Here is a 21,835-nt window from a genome sequence, read left to right on the forward strand (position 1 = left end):
GGGGGCGGCGCTCAGCCGATTTATGCCGTCCGGACACGTTCATCCCTTCGCGTGGTCGAGGTCTCCCATTCTGCCCGAATACACCGAGTTCCCGGCATAGAGGTTGCGAATATGGGTGATGCTCGCGATGCGCTCCTCGGCGAGATGGTTGGAGGCTTCGTAGGGGGGGATCTTTTGCTGCTTTGCGATGTCGAAGATTTTCGTCATCGTGCCGTAAATCCCCTCCGCCTGTTTCAACGCGCGTTCGCGCGGGTAGCCTTCGAGTTCATTCGCGACGCTCATGAGGCCTCCGCCGTTGATCGCATAATCGGGGGCGTAGAGAATTCCCCGGTCGATCAGCATCCGCCCATGTTTCGTTTCGTCGGCGAGCTGGTTGTTGGCGCCGCCCGCGACGATCTTCACCTTCAACCGGGGTATCGTCTTGTCGTTGATGATCGCACCGAGGGCGCAGGGGCAGAAAATGTCGGCTGGGACGTCGTAAATCCTCTCCGCCTCGACAAAATTGCCGCCTGTCTTTTCGGCGAGGGTCTTTGCCTTCGCCTCGTAGAGGTCGCTGATAAAGAGCTTTGCTCCCTCCTCGGCGAGAAAACCGCAGAGAAAGCTGGAAACGTGGCCGGCCCCCTGGACGGCGATCTGTTTTCCCTTCAGCGAATCGCTCCCCGTCACTTCCTGGAGGCAGGCTTTGATCCCGTGGTAGACGCCGACGGCGGTAACGGGGGACGGGTCGCCTCCGCCTCCGAGCGCCCGGTCGATTCCGGTCACATACTTCGTCTCCATCCTCACCCATTCCATGTCCTGCACGCTCGTGCCGACATCTTCGGCGGTGATATACCGTCCGCCGAGGCCCTCGACAAAGCGGCCGTAGGTCCGGAAGAGGGCTTCGGTCTTGTCCTTGTTGGGATCGCCGAGGATCACCGCCTTGCCTCCCCCGAGGTTCAGTCCGGCGACCGCCGCCTTATAGGTCATCCCGCGAGAGAGACGGAGCGCATCGATCAACGCCTCCTGATCCGAGGCATACGTCCACATCCTCGCACCCCCCAATGCTGGCCCGAGTGCGGTGTTGTGTATCGCGATGATTGCGCTGAGGCCGGATTCCTTGTCCGCGCAGTATACCACCTGTTCGTGGTTCCTCTTGCCAATTTCCTTCAGGATGTCCATAGGAGAAGGGACCCGGATGAGTGTGATGGATTGCTCTGAAAAAGCAGTCCTAATGTAGACAAATTCCCATAGGAAGGCAAGGAGACGGAGTGAGGGCATTGGCTCCCTTTCCAAGGATATGTCATCCTGAGCGCAGCGAAGGATCTCTAGCGCTCGATCGCGAAGATCCTTCGGTCGCTTCGCTCCCTCAGGATGACAATGCGCCACCCCCAAAAGAATTCAATCCGAATTATTTGTAAATTAGACGCCTATGAAGAGAGGTCAGGCAGTCACTACGCTCTTCCTCGACATCGGGGGGGTCCTCCTTACAAACGGGTGGGATCACCAGGCCAGAAAACGGGCGGCGAAGGCGTTCAGGATCGATCTAGATGAGATGACCGGTCGCCATGAACTGATCTTCGGTCCGTTCGAAAAGGGGGAGCTCACTCTGAATGAATACCTGCGCCGGGTTGTGTTTTACCGGGCACGGCCCTTTACACAAGAGCGCTTCCGGGCATTCATGTTCGCGCAATCCAGGGCGTATCCCCGCATGATCGGGCTCGTCAGCGCGCTCAAAGCGCGGTTCGCCTTGAAAATCGCCGTGGTGAGCAATGAGTCGAGGGAGTTGAACGCCTACAGGATTCGAACGTTCGGGCTCGACCGGTTCGTCGATTTTTTCATTTCCTCCTGTTATGTCCATCTCAGGAAGCCCGAGGCGGAGATCTTTCGGATGGCCCTCGACGTTTCCCAGACCCCCGCAAACCGGATCGTTTATATCGACAACACTCCTTCGTTTACGCGGCTTGCGCAGCGACTCGGGATGCGGGGGATCGTTCACACGACGTACGGCTCCACCCGCGCGAAACTTGCCTCCTTCGGATTGAAACTTGACTAGCGCGCCGAAAAGTCCGTTATCCCCGGACGAACTCAGAAAGATGAACGCCTACTGGCGGGCAGCAAATTACCTCTCGGTGGGGCAGATTTATCTGTACGACAATCCGCTTCTCCGGGTGCCGCTCAAGCCGTCACACGTGAAACCGACATTGCTCGGGCATTGGGGCACAACGCCGGGTCAGAACTTCGTCTATGTGCACCTGAACCGGGTCATCAAGAAACACGACCTGAATATGATCTACATCTCCGGCCCGGGTCACGGCGGGCCGGCGCTGGTGGCGAACACCTATCTCGAGGGAACGTACAGCGAGGTCTATCCTCATATCACCCGTGACGAAGATGGCCTCAAGAAACTCTTTACGCAATTTTCCTTTCCCGGCGGAATCCCGAGCCATGTCTCCCCGGAGTGTCCGGGGTCGATTCACGAAGGGGGGGAGCTTGGATATTCCCTCAGCCACGCGTTCGGGGCGGTGTTCGACAATCCGGACCTGGTTGCGGCCTGCGTCGTGGGAGACGGGGAGGCGGAAACGGGGCCCCTGGCGACAGCCTGGCACTCGAATAAATTTTTGAACCCAGTCACGGACGGAGCGGTCCTCCCGATCCTCCACCTGAACGGGTATAAGATCGCCAACCCCACCATTCTTGCGCGCATCAGCCGGGAGGAACTCGAATACTTCTTTCGAGGCTGCGGATGGATGCCGTACGTCGTCGAGGGGGAGGAGCCGGAGAGCATGCACCAGAGCATGGCCGCCGCCCTCGAGAAGGCGGTCGGGGAGATCAGGCAAATCCAGGCCGGCGCCCGGAAGAACAACGACACGAAGCGGCCGGCATGGCCGATGATCGTTTTGATATCCCCGAAGGGCTGGACCGGCCCGAAAGAGGTCGACGGAGCGCAAGTGGAAGGGACCTACCGCTCGCACCAGGTTCCGCTTCAGGTTGATGCGGGCCATCCGGGACATCTCGAGCGGCTCGAATCCTGGATGAGAAGCTACAAGCCCGAAGAACTCTTCGACGAACGCGGAAGATTCCTATCTGAATTGGCAGAACTCGCCCCCACGGGCGAGCGGAGGATGGGCGCAAACCCTCACGCCAACGGGGGAATCCTGTTGCGGGATCTGCGCATGCCCGATCTGTCCCTCCACGCGGTGAATGTCCCCTCGCCGGGCTCGGTCCAGGCCGCCGACACGCAAGTACTCGGAAAATTTTTGCGCGACATCGTGACGCTCAACCGGGAAGGGAAAAACTTCAGGATCTTCGGGCCGGATGAGACCCTCTCGAACAGGTTAAGCGCGGTCTTTGAAGTGACCAATCGCCAATGGCTCGCCGGGGAGGTCCGGAGCGACGAATTTCTTGCCCCCGAGGGCCGCGTGATGGAAATGCTGAGCGAGCACCAATGCGAAGGCTGGCTGGAAGGGTATCTCCTCACGGGGCGGCACGGCCTTTTCAATAGTTATGAGGCTTTCATTCATATTATCGATTCGATGTTCAACCAGCACGCCAAGTGGCTGAAGGTCACCCTCGGTTTGCCCTGGCGCCGGAAGATCGCCTCCCTGAACTATCTGCTTGCCTCCCACGTCTGGCAACAGGCCCACAACGGCTTTACCCACCAGGACCCCGGGTTCATCGACCACGTGGTGAATAAGAAGGCTGAGGTGGTGCGCGTCTATCTTCCACCTGATGCCAACTGTCTCCTTTCGGTCTGGGATCATTGCCTCAGGAGCCGGCACTATGTGAATGTGGTCGTCGCGGGGAAGTACCCGTCCTACCAGTGGCTGACGATGGGGGCGGCGATCCAGCATTGCGCGCGCGGGATTGGCATCTGGCGGTGGGCCGGCACCGGCGGAGACGCCGAGCCGGATGTGGTGATGGCCTGCTGCGGGGATGTACCCACCCTGGAAGTTCTCGCCGCGGTTTCGATCCTCCGTGCTCATCTGCCGGAGCTCAAGATCCGCGTGATTAATGTCGTCGACCTGATGAAGCTGCAACCGGGCACTGAACATCCCCACGGCCTGAGCGACGGGGAGTTCGACGCGCTTTTTACCAAAGACAAGCCGATCGTGTTCGCGTTCCACGGTTACCCGTGGCTCATCCACCGGTTGACGTACCGCAGGACGAATCATGGGAATTTACACGTGCGGGGGTATAAGGAAGAGGGAACGATTACGACGACGTTCGACATGACGGTCCTGAACGACCTCGACCGGTTCCATCTCGTCCAGGATGTGATCGACCGGCTGCCGCAACTGGGCGCCGATGGGGCGAGGCTGAAGCAGATCGCCGGGGAACGGCTCGTGGCGCACAAGAAGTACATCGTGAAGCACGGGCTCGACCTCCCTGAAATCCGTAACTGGAAATGGAACCTCTCCTAACCCGGACACCCCTCACGGATCTTCCCGCATGGATGGCCCTCCGGGCGCATCTTCCGGAAATCCGCCGACTGCATCTTCGGACACTCTTCGCCGACGATCCAACGAGGGGCGGGCAGATGGCGGCGGAAGCCGCCGGCGTTTACCTCGACTACTCGAAACAGCTTGTCACAGCTCAAACACTCAAACTTCTCCTGGACCTTGCACGCGAGTCGGACCTGCGGACGAGGATCGAGGCGATGTTTCGCGGGGAAAAGATCAATACGACGGAGAACAGGGCGGTGTTGCATGTGGCGCTGCGCTCCCCGAAGGGCGGATCGTTCATGGTCGACGGCGAAAACGTCGTTCCGAAGGTCCACGCCGTCCTCGACAAGATGGCCGGTTTTTCAGACCGGATCAGAAATGGCGAGTGGAAGGGGTACACGGGCAAGCCGATCCGGAACGTCATCAATATCGGCATCGGAGGGTCCGACCTGGGGCCGGTGATGGCGTACGAGGCACTGCGCCATTACAGCGACCGCGGCCTCACAGTCCGGTTCGTCTCCAATGTCGACGGAACCGACATCGCGGAAGCCACCCGCGACCTGAACCCCGCGGAGACACTCTGCATCGTCTCCTCGAAGACCTTCACGACGCTCGAAACGATGACCAACGCGGTGAGCGCGCGCGACTGGGTTCTCAAGGCGTTGAACGACCCGTCCGCAGTCGCGCGGCATTTCGTCGCTGTCTCCACCAACGCGCCGGAAGTGGCCCGGTTCGGAATCGACACCGGAAATATGTTCGGGTTCTGGGATTGGGTCGGAGGGCGATACTCGATGGACTCTGCGATCGGGCTTTCGACGATGATCGCCGTCGGCCCGGCACGATATCGCGAGATGCTCGACGGATTTCACGCGATGGACGAGCATTTCAGGACTGCCCCGTTCGAAGGCAACCTGCCTGTGCTCCTGGGTTTGCTCGGCATCTGGAACACCGATTTCCTCGGCGCAGAGACAGCGGCGGTGCTTCCCTACGAGCAGTATCTGAAGCGATTCCCCGCCTACCTTCAGCAATTGACGATGGAGAGTAACGGCAAGCATGTGACGATCGACGGGAATGCCGCGGAATACGAAACGGGGCCGGTCTATTGGGGTGAGCCGGGAACCAACGGCCAGCATTCCTTCTACCAGTTGATTCATCAGGGAACCAGGCTCGTTCCGTGCGACTTTATCGGCTTCGCGCGGCCGTTGAACGAGCTGGGGCGCCACCATGACCTGCTCCTCGCCAACATGTTCGCCCAGGCCGAGGCGCTCGCGTTCGGCAAAACTCCGGGCGAAGTCGAAGCCGAAGGGACGCCGGCCTGGCTGGTGCCCCACCGGACATTCGAGGGGAACCGGCCCTCGACGACGATCCTCCTGGAAAAGTTGACCCCCCGGGCGCTCGGCGCACTCGTGGCTCTCTACGAACATTGTGTCTTCACGCAGGGGGTGATCTGGCGGCTTGATTCGTTCGATCAATGGGGAGTCGAGCTGGGGAAGGTGTTCGCAGGCAAGATCATCTCTGAACTTGAGAGCAAACCCGATCCCCGTCTCGATCACGATAGCTCGACGAACAACCTCATCCGGCGTTACCGGAAGTTGAGGTAGCTCACTTCTTCTGGCGCTGTGTCCGGTAATTCTGGTACTGCACCGATTTCTTCACGCGCCGCAAGTCCGATTTTTCGTCCTTCACGCTGTCGGAGTACGATTCAAGCTGCCGGAGTTGTTCCTGGATCATCGGCGCAGCCACCGCGCTCATGCTCGCCGCTTCCGAGCCTCCCAGGGCGGCCTTCGCCTGATTGAGTTCCCGGCGGGCATCGTCCCGGCGGCCTTCGTCGAGCGCACGCATGGCTTTCTCGACTGTCCGTGTCGAAACGGCGAGGTCGGCCTTACCCTGCGCGTCCCAGTCCCTGCCCCTTAAGAGCTCCGCCGCGTCGTCGCTATAGTGCACATCGACGGAAAAGCGGGGCGGATATTCTCGCGACTTCCGGCGCCCGCCGTCGTACGTCAGGACCCCGCGCGCCGCACAGAGAGTCCCGGCGCTTTCGGGAATGTTCATCTCCAGCGTGTACTCGCGGCGGTCGTTCGAATAGAGATCGCCGAGGTTCATGATCCATCGATCGCCCTCGTGACGCCAGGAGCACCCGATGACGTCCCGGATCTCGACGCCTCTTCCCGGTGTGATTTCGATGGATGCGTGTTGCGCGATCACCGAGGTCAGTCCGCTGAATTCATGCTCGAAAATGGAGGCGAGCTGGCGGGGGGTCTCCACATAATAGTAGTTGCCTCCCCCGTGTTCCGCGAGGCCGAGCATCAGGTTTTCGTTGTACGAGAGGCCGACCCCGATCGTGCTGAGTGAAATGGCGTTGCTGGCGTAGCGGCTCGAAATGTCGTTCAGTTCCGAAGGATTTGTCGTTCCCCTGTTCGCGAGCCCGTCGGAGAGAAGGAGGACGCGATTGACGCACTCAGGCCGGAAATTTCGCTGGATCTGCCGGAATCCTTCGACCATCCCTCCGCCCAGGTTTGTCGATCCGCGGGGGTAAATCCCGCGGAGAAGGTCCTTGATCCGGTCCCTGTCCCGGACCTGCCGCAGGGGGAGGAGCGTTTCGATCTGGTCGTCATAGATGATGATCGAAAGGTAATCCTCTCCCGAGAGCTGGTCCAGAAGCGAGCAGATCGCCTGTTTGGCATACTCCAGCTTGTTGTCGTCCGCCATCGATCCGCTCCGGTCGAGAACGACGGCGAGGTTCATCTGGCGCCGCACGTGCGAGGGCCGCTCGTCGGGGCCTGTCGCGAGCTGGATCTGCAGATAGACGGTTCCGCCGTTGTGCGGAACGCAGGCGGTGTTGAGATGCCCTTCGAGAACGATCCCTCCCCCGGGAGGCGGAATAGGCGGAGAAGACATGGCCGGCGACGACTCTATCGCCAGAGTCAGCAAGAGGGGAAGCAGGAGCCATAGAAGGGCAGGTGCGGCCGTGCCGCGAAATCTGATGGGATACATGGGAACCTCCGTTTAGTGAGTACAATGGGTCTATGCGTTGTACTCACCGAAAGGCGGGAATGTTCCCGTGTTGTTGTCATCCTGAGCACATTCGCCTCGCTCAGTGTAAACTCCGCGAAGGATCTTGCCCTGTGGAAGGGAAGATTCTTCGCTTCACTTCGTTTCGCTCAGAATGACAATAGGGTTTTGGGTGGGTTCCTTTACGCCTTCGGTTTCCGCAGATGCAGTTTCTTCCACATCGCATCGGCGAGGTCGTCCAGGCCCTCGCCGGTGACGGCGGAAATCGGGATGACCGGGATGCTTTTCTTGAACCCGATCTTCGCGACGCTCCGCTTCAGGGACGCGTCGGCCAGGTCCATCTTCGTGAGGGCGATGATCTGCGGTTTCTTTGCCAGCGCCGGATCGAACGAATGAAGTTCGTTCAGCAGCACCTTGTACCGTTCCTTCGGCTCATCGTCCGTGCATTCGATCAGGAACACAAGAACCCGTGTCCGCTCGATGTGGCGCAGGAATTCTATCCCGAGCCCTTTCCCTTCATGCGCTCCCTTGATGAGCCCGGGCATGTCCGCCACGACGAAGCTCTGGAATTCCCGGTACCGGACGAGTCCGAGGTTCGGGATGAGCGTCGTGAACGGATAGTCCGCGATCTTCGGCTTGGCGGCGGAAATGCGGGAGATCAGCGTCGACTTCCCCGCATTCGGAAATCCGACCAGCCCCACGTCTGCGAGGAGCTTCAGCTCGAGCTGTATCGCCCGTTCCTCCCCCGGGGTCCCCTTCGTGGCGGTCCGGGGGGCCTGATTGGTCGATGTCGCAAACTCCGAATTCCCCCTTCCCCCTCTCCCGGCTTTCGCGATGACGATCTCGTCGTCCAGATCGACGAGGTCCGCGAGGATCTCGCCCGTCGCCGCATCTTTAATGATGGTTCCCGGCGGCACCCTGAGGACGATATCGTCCCCGCTCTTCCCCGTTCTGTTCGCTCCGCTTCCGTGGCGCCCGTACCCCGCGGTGTAGGTCCTCCGGTAGCGGTAATCCATCAGGGTCGTCAGCTGCACATCGGTCCTGATGACGACATTGCCTCCGTCCCCGCCGTTCCCGCCGTCGGGGCCCCCCTTCGGGATATACTTTTCCCTCCGGAAGCTGACGACGCCGTTCCCGCCGTCGCCGGCCTTGACGGTGATGGTTGCCTGATCAATGAACATGAACTCTCCGGTTCTACCTCTTCGGTTGGAATTGTTGGGAGATGAGCGTAACGAACCGCTCCGCCTCCGGGGAATAGGGGTCGACGTCGTTCCTGATCAGAATCTGGTCGATGAACTTTGAAGCGTCCTTCCACGAAGTGAGCGCGCCGATCGAATCGACCGCGGAATCGAACATCGATTCGTCCTGATTGAATATTTTCCGGACGAACCGGCGCCGTTCCCCCTCGCTGATCGAATCCATGATCGCGAGCCTGCGCTTCCCCGCATCGTGCTGGATCGCAAGCGCTTCCGGCCCGGTTGCCGCGGCCGCCTGCGCGTCCGGCTCTGTTTTTGCCTCCCATTTTTCGACCTCGAACGCACCCGAAGTTCTCCGCACCTCCTCGAGAAGTTCCCCCAGGGCGCGGAGCGTCAGCTCCTGTTTCCCCTGGCTCGCTTCCCCCTCCAGCCGTGTCGTGACGGAACTCAACCCCTTGTCCTCGAAGTAGCGGATCAGCCCCTTGACGGGGAACGGCTTGGAGCCCGTATTCTTCGGAAAGTCGAAGAAATCGTAAATCGGCGACATCACCCGCGCCATCTCGTCTCCCGCTTTTCTCCGGATATACTCTCCGTCCATCCTCGAGACGAGGCTTGAGAAGTCGGCCTTCGTGAACGACGCCACATTCTTATCCTGGACGTAATGCGTGATCAGGTTCCTGAGATACTCGTAGGGGCCGAAATGCTTCAGGAGTCTGGCGAGCTTCGTCGAGGAGATCGTCCCGTCCTGCTCGAAGAGGGCGTTCGCGAGGGTCCACTGGGGACGGATCAGAAAATTCCCCAGCATGTGCACGGCTTCGTCGAGGCGCTGCAGGTATTCGGCCCGGCGGTACGAATAGTGAAGGACGAGAACGGATTCGATCTGGTTCTGGAGACTCTGGATCTCCGGATGCCCGTAATTGAAGCGGCTTCCCTTGCGGTAGCTCCGGAGCTCTTCCGCGAGCATCGCCTCCACGTCGGCGCGGAAAAACGTCTTGACGGGGTAGGGGATATCCGCCGCGAGAATGTCTTTCACGAAGACAGATTCGGCGCCGGCGATGGTACGCTGGCTGACGGTGCTGATGATGGCGTTGGTTTCCTGTTCCAGCATGGCGCGTGTGGCTCCTATTTGATCAGCTGCTTGACGCGGTCGATCTCTTTCTTCGCCGCGCCCTTGAAGGTGGCGTCGATCCCGGGACGATCGATGATCTGTTTGTACATTCCGAGGGCCTCGTCGTACTTCGACATTTTTTCATACGACTGCCCCGCCATGTAAAATGACGTGGCCGTCCAGTTCACTTTCCCCTGCCTCGAAACAAGATAGGGGACTTTCAGGAACTCCAAAATCGCCTGCTGATAATCTCCCTTGTAGTAGTAGGCCTCCCCGATGTCGTACCGCAGCTCCGCTTCGAGCAGGCTCCCGGCTTCGCCGATCAGATTCTGAAACTGAAGGATGGCCTGGTCGTAGTACCCCAGTTTGGTATAGAGAGAACCGATCTTGATTTTCTTATCGAGGATGCTCTCGTCGTTCGGATACCGCTCGATAAAGTCACGGGCGCTTTTCATGGCGGCGTCGTAGAGCTTCGTCGATTCGTAGGCGTCGATCAGGTTGTTGAGCGCGTAGGGGAGGATGTCGCCCGCGCTCCCGGGGGAGGCGGCGATCTTCTGGTAGTACCGGATCGCGTCTTCGTACCGCTCGGCGTTGAAGTGCATATTCCCGAGAGAGAGCTCGGCCCGCGGAACGACGTCCGAAGCGGGGAAATTTTTCAGGATTTCCATATATCCCTTCGCGGCATCGTCCAGTTTATTCGTCACTTCCGAAATCTTCGCGAGGTAGTAATACCCCCACGGGCCGAACCGCGTCTCCTTATAGTCGCCTGCGATCCTCTTGAAAATCTTCCCCGCGGTCTGATAATCCTCTTTCCTGTAGCAAGCCGATCCGCGTTCGTATTCAAATTCCGCGCGGTAGGGGTGGTCGTCTCCGAACTCTTTGCCGAAGGTCTCGATGAGCTTGTCCGCCTCCTGAAGCCTGCTCTGTCGCAGCGTTGCGACGATCACCTTCGCCCGGTACGTTTCCTTCACGCCCGTGCTGTCCGATGTTTGAGCCAGTTGTCCGTACTGCTTCGCCGCCTCGGCGTATTGTTCGGTCTGAAAGAGCAGATCCGCAATGTCCTTTGAGGCCAGGGCAACCCCGCCGATGGATGCGGCTTCCTTGAAATACGACGACGCGGCCTGGGCCCTCCCCTCGAGGCGGGCCAGAATGCCGAGCGCATAGAACGCCCTCCCTGCGAGTTCGCCCGTCCGGTTCGTCTGGAGATAATGCGTGTAGGAACGGATCGCCGATTGGCGTTCTCCTTTTTTGTCATACGCTTCCGCCAGGTAGAAGAGGTTACTCTCGTCGGCCGAATCCGGGTACGGCGAGGTTTCAACTTCCCGGCGGAGGGCGTCGTACTGAGTGATTGCCCCGGCGAGATCTCCCGCCTGCACCTCTGCCCGGGGAAGGAGGGTCGCGGCGCGATCCGCGAACTCCGTGTAGAAAAACTCTCCCGAAATCCTTTTGAGGAGAGGGACTGTGAGTGTGTCGTTTCTTCGCCGGGAGAGATCCGCAAGAAGCCAGAGCGCTTCAACAGTGGAGCGGTCGACCTCCGGCCGCGCAATCGCCCGCCTCCAGCAAACGGTTGCCGAATCCTCGTCCGACCCGCCAAAGGCCTTTCCCCGCTCAACAAGGGCCCGGCCCGCGATCTGCGAAGACGGGGTTGCCTCCAGCAGCGAGCCGAGTGTCCGGAGCGCCTCCGCCGTATCATGCGAGGCAAGAGCGGCAATTCCAAGCTCGAGGAGAACCGTGTCCCGGTACCGGGATACCGGGTACTGCTTCACGAAACTTCGTGCGTTCGTCAGGATGCCCGCAGGGAGCGCCGCGTCGTTCCTGAGCCGGTGGGCATAGTAGGCGGCCTCCTCGGATCGCCGGCTTTTGGGATATTGCCGGACGAACGCCTCATAGGAAGCGAGAGCTGCGGCGGCGGCCGAGGAGTCGGTTTCCGCAAGAAGGTGGGCCGAGCGTGCCTGGAGGAACGAGGCGTTCGCGAGGCTCTCTCCCTGGACGCCTCCCGCGATGGCCGTGGCGAACTGTTTCGCCGCGGTTTTGTAATCCTTGAAATCGTTAAAATAGATGTCTCCCATCTCGAGCGCGATCTCTGCCTTCGATTTATCGGTGATCGATTCGCCGACAACCCGGGCCAGTTTTTCCATCCCCCCGTCGCGGTTCTTGATGTAATGATTCTCGATATATTCGATCCTGCGATCCACGATCCCGCTCTGGTCGCTCGCCGGAAACCGGTCCCGGAGATCGCGGTATGCGATCAGAGCGCCCTCGTAATCGCCGAGTTTTTCGCGGCACTCGGCAGTCCTGATCATCACATCGGTGATACGGCGCGACTGGGGGAATTTCTCCGCGATCCTGTCGAGGACAGCGCTTGCCTTCCGGTATTCCCCCTGGCCGGAGTAATAAAGGTCTGCCAGCTCGAGGAGAGCATCCGGGATGTGAGAATCCCAGCTGTAGTTTTCCCCGTACGTTTCATAAAACTTGGAGGCGTCGGCGAACCGCCGCAGACCGGCAGAAGCGCGGGCGCCGAGCAGGATCACCTTTCCCCTCCAGAAGGAGGGAGTCTGGCCGATCATGGTTCGTGCGATCCCGATCGTCTTTCCGAAATCTTTCTTCGCATACGCGGCCCGCGCGGCTCCCAGCGACGCCTCCTGGCTGTGTGCCCAGAGGGGAGTCCTGACGGGATGCTCGAACGACTCGAGAGCCGCCCCGTACTCGCCCAGCGCAAAATAGCATTTCCCGGCCTCGTACGTGGCGTCGTCCTTCAAGAACCGGGTCGTGTCTTCCGACGAGACGACCTGCTTGAAATATTCAATCGCATTCTTATAACGGCGCGCGTTTTGTTCGAGCATCCCCATCTCATACGCGACGCTCGCGCGGATGAGCGGCTGAAGCTGTTTCCGGGCCAGCAGGGAACCGAACGTCGTCGAAGCGTCGTCAAACAGCGCTTCCTTCGCCTGCAATCTTCCAAGCGAGAAGAGAGCGGAAGCCTTGATCCCTTCGGGGGCATCGCCCTCGCTGACACGCCGGGCTTCCTGTTCCGCCAGCTCCATTTGCCCGTCGTCGGCGTAGATGTCGGCAATTGCGAGCCGGGCCCTCAGCAGGCTCTTGCTGGAAGGATAATCCTGAATGATCGAGCGGAGTGCCTGTTTTGCGCTCTCCTTTTTACCGGTTCTGCGGTAGATCTCCGCTGCCTTCAACAGGGCTTCCGGGACCAGGGGGCTCTTGGGGTGGAACACCCTCACCCGCTCGTATGCGGAAGCCGCCTCGTCGTCGTTCTGCATGGCAAGAAAGGCCTCTCCGACGTTAAACCAGGCCTCCGGCGCCTTCGGATGATCCACGTACGCGAGCGCGAAGTTCTGAAACGTGATCCTTGCGTCGTCGTACTTCATCAACTTCATCTGGGTCAGCCCCAGGTAGAACCGGGCTTCGATTCCGTCCGCGGTATTGGGATATGCGGCGACGAAATTCTTGAATTGCTGGAGGGCCAGATCGAACATCCCGTCTCGGAAGAGGCCCAGGGCCATCTTGAATTCGGGATTCTCCTTGGTTTCCTGGGCTCTGGCGCGAGAGGGGAGAGAAAAAAGGAGCACAAATCCGAACAGCACCGCTCCGGTTGCGATTACGCGATGAATCCCTGCTATCGTATCAGGCCTGCGCCGATTCATTGTCCTGAAATGAGACTCCTAGGAAGAAATGCCGGGATGGGTTGAGAGCGGCTCGCGATCCTCGATCCAATGCCGACGAAAGATAGGATTAATTTGTGAGTTGTGCAAGGTTTCGGGGGTTTGAGCTTTCCCGATTCTATTGCATTTCAACGTAATACTCCGCATATTGAACCATTGTCATGAAGATTCTTTTCGCTCTCATGCTGATACCCCTCGTCTCAAGCGGTCCGGGATGCTGTAGCCGGGAGACGGCCCAAAAAGCGCCCCAGGAATCAGATGCGGCGGGCCCGGCCGGCCGCGAAGCGATCGTCCGTGACCCGCACCCACCCCCCCCGGAAGAAACAACTCTCAAGCGAAACGGAGCCTCCGTCTCTGCTCTCGTGGAATCCGTTTCAGTCCTCGGGGACGACATGTATACTCTTTTTGTCCGGCTCGATTCGGCCGTCGCGATCGAAGGGATGGATTCTCCCGCGGTTCAGGGGCAATGGCTCACTCTCTCACCCGGTTACGTGCTCGATGAGAAGGGACAGATCGACCGGTCGAACGAGCGGAACAAGAGGTTGATGAGCCTCCGGTCCTTGAAACAGGGGGATCAGTTCAAAGGCAGGATCACCCTGGAGAAGAAGAACGGCTGGGTGCTTGTGGATGTTGAGCAGTAACTATTCCAACTCGATCAAATACTTATGAAATCGAAGATTCTTTCACTCATTGTAGTTTTCATTGCATTCCTGACGGGGTTTCAGGCGGTCGTCCAGTACGGTTCGCGGCGGGCCTCCGGAACGATCGATCCGGCCGGGAAGGAACAGCTTGAAGCGACACATGCCTGGCAGGCGCTGAGATGGTACAACGACCAGCGTGCCTATCCCACGGGGCGAATTCCGGCCGATTGGCGGGAAAAGGCGCTCGTTCACGTCGCGGGGAATAACCTGATGAAGACATTTTCCGAGAATTCGGTCTCCTGGACCAATGTGGGGCCGACAGCGATTGGCGGACGGGTCCGATCGATCGTGATCAATCCTCTCAATCCGAATACGATCTATTGCGGGTCCGTGAGCGGAGGAATCTGGAAGAGCACCAATGCCGGAGGATCGTGGTTTCCGACGAGCGACGCCGCGGCGAATCTTGTCATCGGCACCATGGTGATTGATCCGACCGACACAAACACGATCTACGCGGGGACAGGCGAAGGGTATTTCAACGTCGATGCCCTCCGCGGCGCCGGCGTGCTGAAATCGACCGACGGCGGCGCACATTGGAGCCTCCTCACCAATTTTGCGGGCGCGACCTCCCCGAATTTTTACTATTACATCAATAAACTTGTCATCCGGTCCGACGCGCACAACACGCTCTACGCCGCCCTCCTCGGCGGGATCTGGAAAACGACCGACGGCGGGACCAGCTGGACAAAACTGACGATCGCAACGGCTTCGACCGGATGCATGGACCTCGTCATCAATCCCGTCGATAACAATACGCTCTACGCGGCCTTCGGATTGTTCGTTTCCGACGGGGTGTACAAGACCACGAACGGGGGAACCTCGTGGTCGAAGCTTACCAACGGCTTTCCCTCAACTGCGACGAAGTTCGGCAGGATCAGCCTGTCGATCTCAAAGCTCAATCCATCCACCCTCTATGCGTGTCTCGCGGATTCGAATTACTACACGCACAGCATCCAGAAAACGACCAACGCCGGAGCTTCCTGGTTCCCGATCGCGACCCCGTTCGATAATTCGGGCGCGGTGAACGGGACACACCTCGGCGGCCAGGGATGGTATAATAATTACATCGCCGTGAGCCCCATCGATTCGAACACGGTCTTTACCGGGGGAATCAATATTTTCAGATCGACAAACGGCGGGGCGGCTTGGACCAGGGTCAGCGACGGGTATGGGAACCCTTATGTCCACGTCGATCAGCATGCGATCGCGTTCGATCCGAATGTTTCCTCCGTCGTTTACTTCGGGAACGACGGGGGAGTGTTCTGGACCGCGAACGGAGGAGCCTCGTTCGCTCCGATCAACAACAATCTGGCGATCACGCAGTTTTACAGCGGGGCCGTGCATCCGACCTCGGAAATCTATTACGGGGGGACGCAGGATAACGGCACCCTGAGGACCACTTCGCCCCCGACGTGGAGCGTCGCAGTGACGGGGGACGGCGGAGCGACGGCAGTCGATTTCACGACCCCGACGACGGTCTACTCTGAATATGTCTATTTGAGTATCCTTAAATCGACCAGCTCGGGGAGTCCGAATTCATGGGCGAAAGCGATGAACGGAATACCGACAACGGGGTCCAATTTATCGGACGGGACGTCCGACCGGTGCGAGTTTATCGCCCCGCTCGTCATGGATCCCACAAACTCTCTGACGCTGGTGGCCGGCACGTACCGGATATTCCGGACGACCAACGGGGGAGCGAACTGGAGCGCCATCAGCGTCGACCTGACCGGCGACGGTTCGGGGAGCGTCGGCTCTTCCGGCTCCGTCGTTACCGCCCTTGCGGTCGCCAAATCCGCGTCGTCGACGATTTACATCGGGACGAGCGGTAGCGCGGGAACGGCCTCGCGGGTATGCGTCACGACGAACACGGGTAATTCGTGGTCCGACGTCACGAAAGCGCCGCTGCCGAATCTCTACGTGAAATCGGTCGCAGTCGACCCCGCCAACAGCAGCCGCGCGATCGTCACCTATTCCGGATATGGGGCGGGACATGTCTTCCTGACGACGAACCGCGGCTCGTCATGGACGAATATCAGCGGGGACCTGCCCGATCTTCCCGTCAACACGATCGTGATCGATCCGAGCAATACCGGCCACTGGGTCATCGGCACCGATCTGGGCGTCTTTGAGTCGAATAACGGAGGCTCAAACTGGATTCAGCAGAATAGCGGGCTGGCAAATGTTTCAGTCTCGGACCTGGATCTTCGCGGCGATCTCTATCTCTTCGCCGCCACCCACGGCCGCGGGATGTTCAAGACGACGGCTCCGATCAACGTCGCTGCGCGTGTCCATCTGACGCTCTCCGTCCACCAGAACCCGGCCCTCTCCCAGTATCTGGACATCTACGTTCTTTCGGATACCGCCCTCCAGGGCCCCCCGGCCCTTGCGGTGGGCGGCAACACTCTCACCGTTGCGCAGACATCGGCGGGTGTCTACCGGGGGAGCTATCAGTTGACCGCGAGTGGAACCGTTACGATCACGGCCTCGGCGCTTGATCCGGGCGGAAACACGCTCTCCGCACAACGAACATTCCAGGCGACGTTACTGAAGCAGGGGGTGGCGCAGACGATATCGAGTCCCGAGGGAGATGCTTCCGTCTCCGTGCCCGCCGGAGCGCTTACAGAAGATACATGGTTCACGGTCGTCCCCGGCGAGAACGCCGGCGGCGATATACGCAGCCGCGTCTTCACGGTCGGTCCGGCTCGCGAATTCCAATCACCGCTCACCGTTTCGATGCGTTACGATCCGGCATGGGTGGCGGAAGGCCGTGAGGGGTCGCTCAACATCGTCCGGTCCGACGGCTCGGGCTGGGTGCCCCTCGAGAGTCGGGTGGATGTACAGCACCGGAGTGTCAACGCGCATGTGAGCTCGCTGGGAACGTTTGCGGTGGCGGTGAACGGAAATGCGGGTGCGGGAATCACCCCGGAGACGTTCCGGCTGGCCCAGAATTATCCGAATCCGTTTAATCCCGTCACGTCGATCGAATACACGCTCCGGGAACCTGCACACGCCCTGCTCCGCGTCTTTGATGTCGCGGGCCGGGAAGTGGCGACGCTCGCAGACGGGAACGAACCGGCAGGGAATTATCGCATCTCCTGGGACGGCCGCGGCCGGGGGGGTGAAGCGATGGCCAGCGGCGTCTATTTTTACCGGTTGAGCATTCTCCAGTCTGGCAGGACCACCTACACGTCGACAAAGAAGATGTTGCTCGCGCGGTAAGCGTTTTGTAGTTCACACGAAAACAGGGGAGGGGGGGGCGCAAGACATGGACTGTTTAATCCGGGGGCGAATGAACTATTCCCTGTTCACGATTTCCTCTCTGGTCTCCTTCTTCATTTCTTCCATTTCCTTTGTCGTCGCACAGGAGCCCCGGATCGAGTTCGAACGCGTCTCCATCACGCAGGGATTATCACAATCGGAGGTGAACTGCATCCTCCGCGACCGGCAGGGCTTCATGTGGTTCGGGACCCAGGATGGATTGAACAGATACGACGGCTACACCTTCACCGTTTACCGCCACAACCCCTCCGATTCAAATTCCATATCCGACAACTATGTGACGGCGCTCGCCGAAGACCGCGGGGGAAACCTATGGATCGGGACGCAAAACGGGCTGAACGAGTTCGACCCGGGACGGGGCCGGTTTCGGACGTTTGTTCCACCCCCCGGCTCCGGCGGCGGTCCGGCGGGCAAGTTTATTTCCTCGATCTGCGAAGATTCGGACGGGGGCCTGTTCGTCGGATCGCTTGGCGGAGAGTTGTACCGTCTTGAGACCGCCCGGGGGAGGTGGTCGCCGGTGCGGTGGGATTCTGCCGCCGGAGGGGGGACGGGTTCCGCGGCTGTGCTTGCGATCGCGGGGGACAGGGAAGGAAAGGTCTGGGTCGGCACGCGGGGAGAAGGGCTCGCGGAGCTCGACCGGTCGGGTGGAATCCGGGCCAGGTACCGGCACACCCCCGGGCTTGAGACCAGCCTGAGCCATGAAATTGTCCAGTGCGTGCTGGAAGACCGGCGGGGGAATTTCTGGGTCGGGACCAGCCACGGACTCAACAGGCTCGACCGCCGGTCGGGGAAATTCAAGCGCTACGCGTTCGGCCGCGATCCCCGGAGCGTCTACGCGAACTATATTTTCTGCATCTTCGAGGATCAGACAGGCGCCCTCTGGGCGGGGACCGACGAGGGAGTGCAACTTTATGACGCGGAACAGGATCGCTTCCGGCACATCGAGAGCAGGCCCGAGGACCCGGAGGCGTTGAGCGACGACGCGATCATGTCGATCTATGATGCGGGAGGGGTCGTCTGGTTCGGCACGAAACGGGGATTGAACAAGTATTGCCGTTACAGGAAGAAATTTCAGAATTACAGACATCGTCCCGGGGAACAGAATTCGCTCAGCGATAACAAGGTCTGGTCCGTCTACTCCGACCGCGAGGGTGTCCTCTGGGTCGGTTCGAACGGCGGGCTCGACGCGATCGACAGGAAATCAGGCCGGACGGTCCATTATCGCCACAACCCCTCCGATCCGGCGAGCCTGAGCAATAACAGCGTCATGTCGATTCTCGAAGACGAGTCGGGGGTGATGTGGCTCGGGACCTGGGGAGGGGGGCTGAACAGGTTCGATCGAAAGACGGGAACCTTCAAGCGCTTCATCCGCCGTGCAAGCGATTCGCTCTACTCCAGCGATAACACCGTCGTCTCGATGGCCGAGGACAAGAACCGGACCCTCTGGCTGGCAACGTACGGGGGGATGGCCGCGTTCGACATCGGGGAAGAAAGATTTCGGAGCCCCGGGAAGACGGCCCCCGGGTGCGCAGAATTGTTTCACGATCCGGTTCGGGTGGTGAGGGCGGATTTGCATGATAGAATCTGGGCGGGAACGTCACAGGGACTCCTGGCGTTGGATCTTCGCTCGGGGTCGTGCACGGCGTTCCGGCACCATCTCCCCGATCCCTCAACGCTGAGCGACGACCGGGTCCTGTCGATGGGGGGATCCGGGGACGACCGGCTCCTTGTCGGGACGGAAGAGGGCCTGAACCTCTTTAGCCCCTCGAGCGGCGCGTCCATCCGTTTCACCGTGGCAAACGGATTGCCGAACGACGTGATCTGCGGAATTCTCGAGGATGCCCGCGGCAATCTCTGGATCAGCACCAACAAGGGGTTGGCGATGCTCAATCCCGCGACGGGGAAAGTCAGGACCTATGACATGGCCGACGGACTGCAAAGCAACGAATTCAACGAATGGGCCTCGTACAGGAGCGCCTCGGGAGAACTCTTCTTCGGCGGCGTGAACGGCCTGACCGGCTTTTTCCCGGACAGTCTGGGGGAGAATCCACTGATCCCGCCCGTCGTCGTGACCTCTCTGAACGTCGGCGGCCGCGAGGCCGGATCGGGACAACCGGTCTCCGACACGAACGGGCTTGATCTGTCGTACAGGGAGAACAGCCTCTCGTTTGAGTTTGCGGCGCTCGATTACACGAAACCCGAAAAAAATCAGTACGCATACATGCTCGAAGGATTCGATCAGGATTGGATTTATTCCGGGACGAGGCGTTACGCGAGTTATACGAACCTCGATCCGGGAACCTACCGGCTGCGCCTCAAAGGGAGCAACAACGACGGGGTCTGGAACGACGGAGGATTCTCGCTCCGTCTCACGATCGCCCCGCCGTTCTGGCGCACATGGTGGTTCCGGGCGACCGCGATTCTCTCTCTCCTCTGGCTCTCCGGCGCCGGGGTCCGGGCCCGGCTGAAGACAATTCGAATGCGGAACGAACTCCTGGAGGTGAAGATCGCCGAGCGGACGGAGGAGCTGGCACAGATCAACCGCGCGCTCCAGGCGGAAGTCGGCGAACGCAAGCGGACGGAGGCCGAGCTCCGCAGGTTGCAGCAGCATCTCGAGCACCAGGTTCGGGAAAGGACCGCGGAGCTCTCCAACACAGTCTCATCCCTCGAACAGCAGGCCGCAGCCCGCGGGATCGCGGAACAGAATCTGCTCGCGTATCAGGAAAAACTACGCTCGCTCGCATCCGATCTCTCGATGACCGAGGAACGGGAGCGCCGCCGGCTCTCGAGCGTCCTCCACGATTCGATCGGACAAACCCTCGCATTCTGCAAAATCAAACTCGGATCGGTCCAGCGCTCCGCGCGTCTCGCCGGTTCGGACAAACGGTTGAGGGAGGTCCTCGGGATGATCGAACAGTCGATCTCCGACACCCGCCGACTGACGCTGGAGCTGAGCCCCCCGATACTCCACGAGCTGGGTCTCGTCCCGGCGATCGATTGGCTCTGCGCCCGCATCGCTGAACAACACGGCTTGCGCTTCGACGTGGAGGACGAAGCGGGCTCCCCGGAGCCCGAACCGGACATACGGATCCTGCTCTTCCATGCCGTGCGCGAGGTGATCGTCAACGCCGTCAAGCATGCGAAGGCGAGCCACGGAAGCATCCGGATCTTCCGCGCGGACGGTTCCTTCAGCGTTCAGGTGGAAGACGACGGAGGCGGCTTCGATGCGTCGCTCCTCCAGGATCACCGGACGGGGCACGACGGATTCGGGCTGTTCCACATCCGGGAGAGGCTTCACTCCCAGGGGGGGACTCTGGAAATCGCCTCGGCGCCCGGCCGGGGTACAAGAGTGTGCCTGACCGTCCCGCTCCGCCGCGGCGTCGAACAGGGGAGGGGATTCACCGCATGAGCATCCGCGTCCTCATCGCAGACGACCATAAGATCGTGCGGGAAGGGCTCCGGAGCATCCTGCAGCACGATTTGAAGATGGATGTTGTCGGGCAGGCGGAAAACGGGAGGAAGACGATTGAGCTCGCGCGGGAGTTGAAGCCCGATGTCGTGATCATGGATATCAGCATGCCGGACCTGAACGGGATGGAGGCCACCAGGCTGATCCTCGAAGAGAGTTCGTCGATCAAGGTCGTCGCCCTCTCGATGCACTCCGACGAGCGCTTCGTCTCGGAAATGCTGAAGGCGGGAGCTTCCGGATACCTCCTGAAGGATTGCGCGCTGGACGAACTGGACCGCGCGATACGCACAGTCCTGAAGAATCAAACGTATATCAGTCCCGCGATCGCCGGCACCGTCGTCAAGGAGTACGTCCACCGGCTCGCCGCCCGGCGGCCGTCGGTTCTGACGTCGAGGGAACGTGAAGTGCTCCAAATGATCGCGGAGGGGAAATCCGCCAAACAAATCGCCTATCAGCTCAAGGTCAGCATCAAGACGGTCGAGGCCCATCGAAAACATATCATGGAAAAACTCGATATCTACAGCGTCGCTGAACTGACGAAGTACGCCATCCGGGCAGGCGTCACCTTCCTGGAGAGATAACCCCCCAACTGTCATCCTGAACAAACAGATGTGTCATCCTGAGCGAAGCGAAGGATCTGCTTTTTCATGGACGGGGATCCTTCGGTCGCTTCTCTCCCTCAGGATGACAATGTGGTTTTTACCTTAGCTCGGTGAAAGATATTGCGTTTTTGTAGGGGCGAGGCATGCCTCGCCCGTGCTCGGGTTTTACCACTGTCCTGATACTATCGGTAGCCGCAGCCTTCAGGCTGCGGGCTTCACCCCGCGATGGATCTCAGGTTTTTCGAACCATCGATTCAGGTTTTCCCCTATTGAACTCCCTCCCGTAGTATCGTATCTTGGACATGTAATCAGAATGAACGCCGGCGCCTGAACGAAGCGGCTCAAGTTCAACGAGAGTGATTCTAAC

At 60.0% G+C, this 21,835-nt stretch carries 12 protein-coding genes; 7 read left to right on the plus strand and 5 right to left on the minus strand.

Going from position 1 to position 21,835, the window contains the following annotated elements; translation table 11 throughout:
* Positions 1-39: 39 nt before the first annotated feature.
* Positions 40-1,158, minus strand: coding sequence for a Glu/Leu/Phe/Val dehydrogenase (locus VI215_11560; protein ID HEY6192948.1), 1,119 nt, complete (start codon positions 1,156-1,158; stop codon positions 40-42).
* A gap of 250 nt (positions 1,159-1,408) precedes the next feature.
* Between VI215_11560 and VI215_11565 the strand changes: the two genes are divergently transcribed.
* From VI215_11565 to pgi, 3 genes are read left to right on the plus strand one after another with little or no spacing between them, the layout of a single operon-like run.
* On the plus strand, positions 1,409-2,032 hold the full coding sequence (locus VI215_11565; protein HEY6192949.1) for an HAD family hydrolase: 624 nt from the start codon (positions 1,409-1,411) through the stop codon (positions 2,030-2,032).
* Positions 2,033-2,072: 40 nt separating this feature from the next.
* Positions 2,073-4,400, plus strand: coding sequence for a phosphoketolase family protein (locus VI215_11570; GenBank protein HEY6192950.1), 2,328 nt, complete (start codon positions 2,073-2,075; stop codon positions 4,398-4,400).
* Positions 4,385-6,022: a glucose-6-phosphate isomerase gene (gene pgi, locus VI215_11575; protein HEY6192951.1), complete on the plus strand. Its 1,638-nt coding sequence runs from the start codon at positions 4,385-4,387 to the stop codon at positions 6,020-6,022. The genes VI215_11570 and pgi overlap by 16 nt, the downstream gene beginning before the upstream one ends.
* A gap of 1 nt (position 6,023) precedes the next feature.
* Here pgi and VI215_11580 read toward each other — a convergent pair whose 3' ends face one another.
* From VI215_11580 to VI215_11595, 4 genes are all read right to left on the minus strand, one after another.
* Positions 6,024-7,415, minus strand: coding sequence for a VWA domain-containing protein (locus tag VI215_11580; protein ID HEY6192952.1), 1,392 nt, complete (start codon positions 7,413-7,415; stop codon positions 6,024-6,026).
* 200 nt (positions 7,416-7,615) lie between these two features.
* Entirely contained in the window at positions 7,616-8,614 is a 999-nt protein-coding gene (gene obgE / locus VI215_11585; protein HEY6192953.1) for a GTPase ObgE, read from the minus strand.
* Positions 8,615-8,627: 13 nt separating this feature from the next.
* Positions 8,628-9,737, minus strand: coding sequence for a hypothetical protein (locus tag VI215_11590; GenBank protein HEY6192954.1), 1,110 nt, complete (start codon positions 9,735-9,737; stop codon positions 8,628-8,630).
* A gap of 14 nt (positions 9,738-9,751) precedes the next feature.
* Positions 9,752-13,396, minus strand: coding sequence for a tetratricopeptide repeat protein (locus VI215_11595; protein ID HEY6192955.1), 3,645 nt, complete (start codon positions 13,394-13,396; stop codon positions 9,752-9,754).
* Between the two features lie 179 nt (positions 13,397-13,575).
* Between VI215_11595 and VI215_11600 the strand changes: the two genes are divergently transcribed.
* The 4 genes from VI215_11600 to VI215_11615 all read left to right on the plus strand — a co-directional run bounded on the left by VI215_11600 (position 13,576) and on the right by VI215_11615 (position 21,447).
* Positions 13,576-14,055, plus strand: coding sequence for a hypothetical protein (locus VI215_11600; protein HEY6192956.1), 480 nt, complete (start codon positions 13,576-13,578; stop codon positions 14,053-14,055).
* A gap of 24 nt (positions 14,056-14,079) precedes the next feature.
* A complete protein-coding gene (locus VI215_11605; protein HEY6192957.1) occupies positions 14,080-17,337 on the plus strand; it encodes a FlgD immunoglobulin-like domain containing protein in 3,258 nt (1,085 codons plus the stop codon).
* 70 nt (positions 17,338-17,407) lie between these two features.
* Positions 17,408-20,806 carry a two-component regulator propeller domain-containing protein gene (locus VI215_11610; protein ID HEY6192958.1) on the plus strand — a complete coding sequence of 1,133 codons (3,399 nt, stop codon included), beginning with the start codon at positions 17,408-17,410 and terminating at the stop codon, positions 20,804-20,806.
* The gene (locus VI215_11615; GenBank protein HEY6192959.1) at positions 20,803-21,447 is read left to right on the plus strand and encodes a response regulator transcription factor; all 645 of its coding nucleotides are present in this window, start codon (positions 20,803-20,805) and stop codon (positions 21,445-21,447) included. The genes VI215_11610 and VI215_11615 overlap by 4 nt, the downstream gene beginning before the upstream one ends.
* Positions 21,448-21,835 lie beyond the last annotated feature (388 nt).

The sequence above is a fragment of the Bacteroidota bacterium genome, assembly GCA_036522515.1.
GTDB lineage: Bacteria > Bacteroidota > Ignavibacteria > UBA10030 > SZUA-254 > VBOC01.